At 63.8% G+C, this 3,416-nt stretch carries 5 protein-coding genes; 4 read left to right on the top strand and 1 reads right to left on the bottom strand.

All coding sequences use genetic code 11. The annotated features are described in order from the left end of the window. Positions 1-88 precede the first annotated feature (88 nt). Positions 89-280, bottom strand: coding sequence for a hypothetical protein (locus RSO01_RS46280; RefSeq protein ID WP_147157393.1), 192 nt, complete (start codon positions 278-280; stop codon positions 89-91). 436 nt (positions 281-716) lie between these two features. Between RSO01_RS46280 and RSO01_RS46275 the strand changes: the two genes are divergently transcribed. The 4 genes from RSO01_RS46275 (at position 717) to RSO01_RS46260 (ending at position 3,096) form a co-directional block, all read left to right on the top strand. After that, positions 717-1,307, top strand: a complete 591-nt coding sequence (locus RSO01_RS46275) for a hypothetical protein (protein WP_147157392.1) — start codon at positions 717-719, stop codon at positions 1,305-1,307. Between the two features lie 120 nt (positions 1,308-1,427). Further along, positions 1,428-1,640: a hypothetical protein gene (locus RSO01_RS46270; RefSeq protein ID WP_147157391.1), complete on the top strand. Its 213-nt coding sequence runs from the start codon at positions 1,428-1,430 to the stop codon at positions 1,638-1,640. A 253-nt stretch (positions 1,641-1,893) separates the two neighbouring features. Beyond that, entirely contained in the window at positions 1,894-2,121 is a 228-nt protein-coding gene (locus tag RSO01_RS46265) for a hypothetical protein (protein WP_147157390.1), read from the top strand. A gap of 219 nt (positions 2,122-2,340) precedes the next feature. Further along, on the top strand, positions 2,341-3,096 hold the full coding sequence (locus tag RSO01_RS46260) for a Crp/Fnr family transcriptional regulator (RefSeq protein ID WP_147157389.1): 756 nt from the start codon (positions 2,341-2,343) through the stop codon (positions 3,094-3,096). The last annotated feature ends 320 nt before the right edge of the window (positions 3,097-3,416 follow it).

Raw genomic sequence — 3,416 nt, 5'->3', positions numbered from 1 at the left:
AATCAGGGCAAAGCTCCTGACGCGCACGGGGCTGGACTAGTCGCACCGCTATGGCCGTACGATCGAGGCCCTTCCGCCGCCGCTTTTTCTAGTTTGACAGCGAAGGACCGGGTAGGCGTTCGAGCAGATCGTCACGCTCGGCCATCTTCTTCCGGATGCTTGCCCAAAGGGGGTTGCTGCTAGCCGGCGACTTCGTACGGCTCAACTCGTCCATATCGCGGTTAATTGATGAATCCAGTTCCTCGATCTGGGTGAGCAGTCCCTGGACATCATTTGCCACTTCGAGAATCTCCTATGACAGGATTTGTGCCAGCGCCGTCGCGCGGCTTGGCATCCGCGGCCATCCGGCGCCACATCGCCGCGGCCGACAGCAGGGAGTGTCGGTTGACTGGCAGCGTGGCCGACTCGGCCAGTCGCTCGCATTCCTCCGCGTGCTGAAGATATTCCTCGTATGTCATACGACGCCCCGTCGACTTGCGAGCGGGAGTACAGCATTGGCTCTCTCTGCCGCTGGCGCTCTATGACGGCCAAGCCAGCGATGATCGAAGGCTAGCGCTTTTTTGGTGGTGCATGCTGTCCGATACTGCACATCCGCGCCGCCTCCCCGCGCCCGGCCGCCCGTGGCGCCGGTTGGCGCAAAAATACGCGCAGCTGTGCATCCGTTTCATGCTCCGCGCCGTTGGGCTCGTGCAGCAATCAGCGAATGGGAGGTTTCTATGAATGTGGAACAGCGCAACGAACTGTTGCAGCAGATGCTTGAGACAGAGATGGGCGGGGTCAAGGTCTACGAAACGGCGCTTACCTGTGCGCTGAACGACGACCTCAAAGAGGAATGGGAAAAGTACCTCGAACAGACAAAGCGCCATGTCGCAACGGTCGAAACCCTGATGCAAGCGTTGAATGTGCCGTCTCTGGATACGCCTGGCCGCCTGGTCGTCAGGCACATCGGCGGGTCGCTCGTTGCGGCCATGAAGCTGGCGAAAGGAAGCGCCCCTCCGGAAGCAGCGGAAATCGTGGCGTGCGAATGCGTCGTCCACGCGGAAACGAAAGACCATGCCAACTGGGAACTTCTCAGCACCTACGGACAGTCAGCGGAGGGCGATGAGAAGAAGGCGATCGATGCGGCGGTCGAAGAGACCGAAGACGAGGAAGACGAGCACCTTTATCACAGCAAAGGATGGTGCCGGGAGCTATCGATCGCGAGCCTCGGAATGAAGGCCGTTCTGCCGCCGCCCGAGGAGCAGAAAGACGTGAAGACCGCAATCGGCGCGGCCCGTGCGAAGCAAACTCGGAAGGACTTGATGTAGAGCTGGTTGAAAAGCCGATGGCCTTTCCGTGGCGCCAGAGCTTGCGTCGTAGCGACAAAGCAGCGGACGGAAGCTCGGCCACGGCCAGCCGCCCTTAACCCAGCTTGCAGGAGTGGAGCCATGGCGGAGCCGGTCAAGCGTAAGGCGCGCGATGCAGCCATCACCGACGCCAACGAGGAGGAGCGGCTTCATCCTGGCAGTGAACCGAGTCGCGTGGCGCAGCCGCAGCCACCGCGCAAACGGACGCCGAACAAGGCGGCGCTGCCGGGAAGCCAAAATTCGGATCTGCGGGGCCCCAAGCCCAAGCGCGGACCGCGCGGAATGAGTACGTAAGGTCTCTGCGGCGAACCGGCTCCCACCCTTGGGAAACGCCAGAGCCGTCGCCAATTGGACGTCATGCCCAAACGTAGGCCTTACACGTGCTCGGTCTGTGGAGCCGAGGTGCCCGACCTGCCGTTGCCCGTGCTCCAGCATCAGCTGAGCCATGTCCGTCCGCGGCCCTTCAGTCGATCGCACAACGGGTCTGCGGAGCCGGCAACCGGTCTTTCGCCACCACGTTCCACCCGCACCAACCAGTGGAGCGCAGATGGCAGCACGCAAGAAGGCCGCGAAAAAGAAGACAGCGCGCCGTAAGGCCGCGAAGCGCGAGCTCATCGATACCGGCACCAACAAGCTCTATGTCCGGCGCAACCGTCGTGGCACCTCGTTCAAGGAAGTCGAGGATGTTGGCCGATCCCTGGCCCAGGACCGCCGGCGCAAGGCCAAGACGGTCGCGAAGCGAGGACAGGGCGATCGAGGTGATCGCCGACGGTAAGCCCGATGCCCGACCGAAAGCTGGGGCGACCTGATTGCCAGGGAATGGGAGTGGGCCTCGTGTGGCTCGAGTTCGCTGTTCGCTTTCATGGGAGAGCCAGAACGTCGGCAAGTCGGTCACTCGCGGCAGGCAACTGGCGGCACGCGTAATTCGTTTGGTGGCGCGTCCAGATCGTGATGACGCCAGCCACATGATGGCCCGCTGGCGGGAGTGTTCGCCATGCCCGACTCCGGTTCACCGACCCGCCTAAGCTCCCCGATCCGCGTTGCCAACCACCTGTTTCAGCACTTGTCCGGCGAAGACGCTGGCTTGCTGCGGCCGGCGCTCGAATCGGTTCAGCTCGATGTCGGCCGGGTCCTCTACGCGCCGGGCCAGCTGGTCCGCCATGTCTACTTCGTCGAGAGCGGCCTCGTTTCCATCGTCGGCGCCAACAAGGGCCGCCGCCGCATGGAGGTAGGCATGGTGGGCTTCGAAGGCATGACCAGTCTGGAGACGGTCCTGGCCGACGGCGTCGCGGCGCATGAGGCCCTGGTGCAATCTCCCGGGTCCGCATTGCGCCTGCCGTCCGCCGGCCTGCGCGACGCGATCGAACAAAGCCGTTCCCTACAGGAGACGCTGCTGCGCTTCGCGCATGTCTTCATGGTCCACAGCAATCATGCGGCAATCGCCGCCGGGCGCGCCCGCATCGACGAGCGTCTCTCCCGTGGCCTGCTGATGTGGCACGACCGCGTCCGCGAGGCCGAACTGTTCGTAACGCACGAATTTCTGGCGCTGCTGATGGGTGTGCGCCGCCAGGGCGTCACCGTTGCCCTGCACGAGCTCGAGGGCAAGGGGCTGATTCGCTCGACGCGCAACCGCGTTCGCATCATCGACCGCACCGGCCTCGAGCGGACGGCGAACGGCTTCTACGGTGCGCCCGAGGACGAATACCGGCGGCTGTTCGGAGAAGACTTGAGGCGCCACAAGGCGGCGTGAGCCGCCGCGAAGACTGCTTCAATCGAGCCGCGTCCCATTTGGGACAGAGGGACCCTGCGTCCCCTTTGGGACAGAGATCGCCTCTTCGGCAACTGCTGGAGCCGGCGGGTCATTGCCTCTCCGAAAGCTGCTCTGCCTTCGGAGTTTACATGAAAGACTACATCGCGGGTTTCCGCACGATCTATCTTGCGGGTCTCCGCGCGATCGGCAGGCAGCGCACCAGCGTGGAAGTCGCAGCACTGCGGCGGCTTGGAATCGGCCGGCGCACCGCGTCGATGGCGATGCTTCATCGGCGGGACGCCGCGTCGCCGACGGCGCCC

The sequence above is a fragment of the Reyranella soli genome (genome assembly GCF_007992495.1).
Lineage (GTDB): Bacteria > Pseudomonadota > Alphaproteobacteria > Reyranellales > Reyranellaceae > Reyranella > Reyranella soli.
The sequence above is the reverse complement of the archived record's forward strand: the minus strand, read 5'-3'. Positions and strand labels throughout refer to the sequence as shown.

Coding starts and splice junctions, on each gene's coding strand:
- RSO01_RS46260 (WP_147157389.1), top strand. CDS start 2,341: ATGCCCGACTCCGGTTCACCGACCCGCCTAAGCTCCCCGATCCGCGTT.
- RSO01_RS46270 (WP_147157391.1), top strand. CDS start 1,428: ATGGCGGAGCCGGTCAAGCGTAAGGCGCGCGATGCAGCCATCACCGAC.
- RSO01_RS46275 (WP_147157392.1), top strand. CDS start 717: ATGAATGTGGAACAGCGCAACGAACTGTTGCAGCAGATGCTTGAGACA.
- RSO01_RS46265 (WP_147157390.1), top strand. CDS start 1,894: ATGGCAGCACGCAAGAAGGCCGCGAAAAAGAAGACAGCGCGCCGTAAG.